This is a genomic window from Lysinibacillus sp. GbtcB16 (assembly GCF_019091145.1).
Classification (GTDB): Bacteria; Bacillota; Bacilli; order Bacillales_A; family Planococcaceae; genus Lysinibacillus; species Lysinibacillus fusiformis.
Genome location: NZ_JAGXJV010000987.1, coordinates 1 through 228, shown reverse-complemented (window position 1 = coordinate 228; position 228 = coordinate 1). Strand labels below are relative to the sequence as shown.

At 45.2% G+C, this 228-nt stretch carries 1 protein-coding gene and 1 pseudogene; both read right to left on the bottom strand.

The genetic code is table 11. The features are described from left to right. On the bottom strand, positions 1-128 hold a 128-nt coding region (locus KVT27_RS26515), incomplete at its 3' end, for a 2-phosphosulfolactate phosphatase (protein ID WP_217582369.1). A 3-nt stretch (positions 129-131) separates the two neighbouring features. Beyond that, positions 132-228, bottom strand: a pseudogene (locus KVT27_RS26960) (phosphosulfolactate synthase); the annotation flags it as partial.

Genomic DNA, 228 nt, shown 5'->3' with positions numbered 1-228 from the left:
TTACAGCCGTTTATGAGTGCTGTGATCATCGTGCTTGTAGCACGCAAAACATCAATGACGATGACCGTCTTATGAAGAAAATCGTCGCTTCTTGCTTCGCCAATGTTGGCGACAACCTCGATATGCATCGTTTAATCCTTTCTGGTACCTAAAGACAACGTGTCGGAACGAAGTCCTCTTCGCAATGCTTCCAAGGCGATGATTTCGTCAGGTGCAATATTCCCTAAA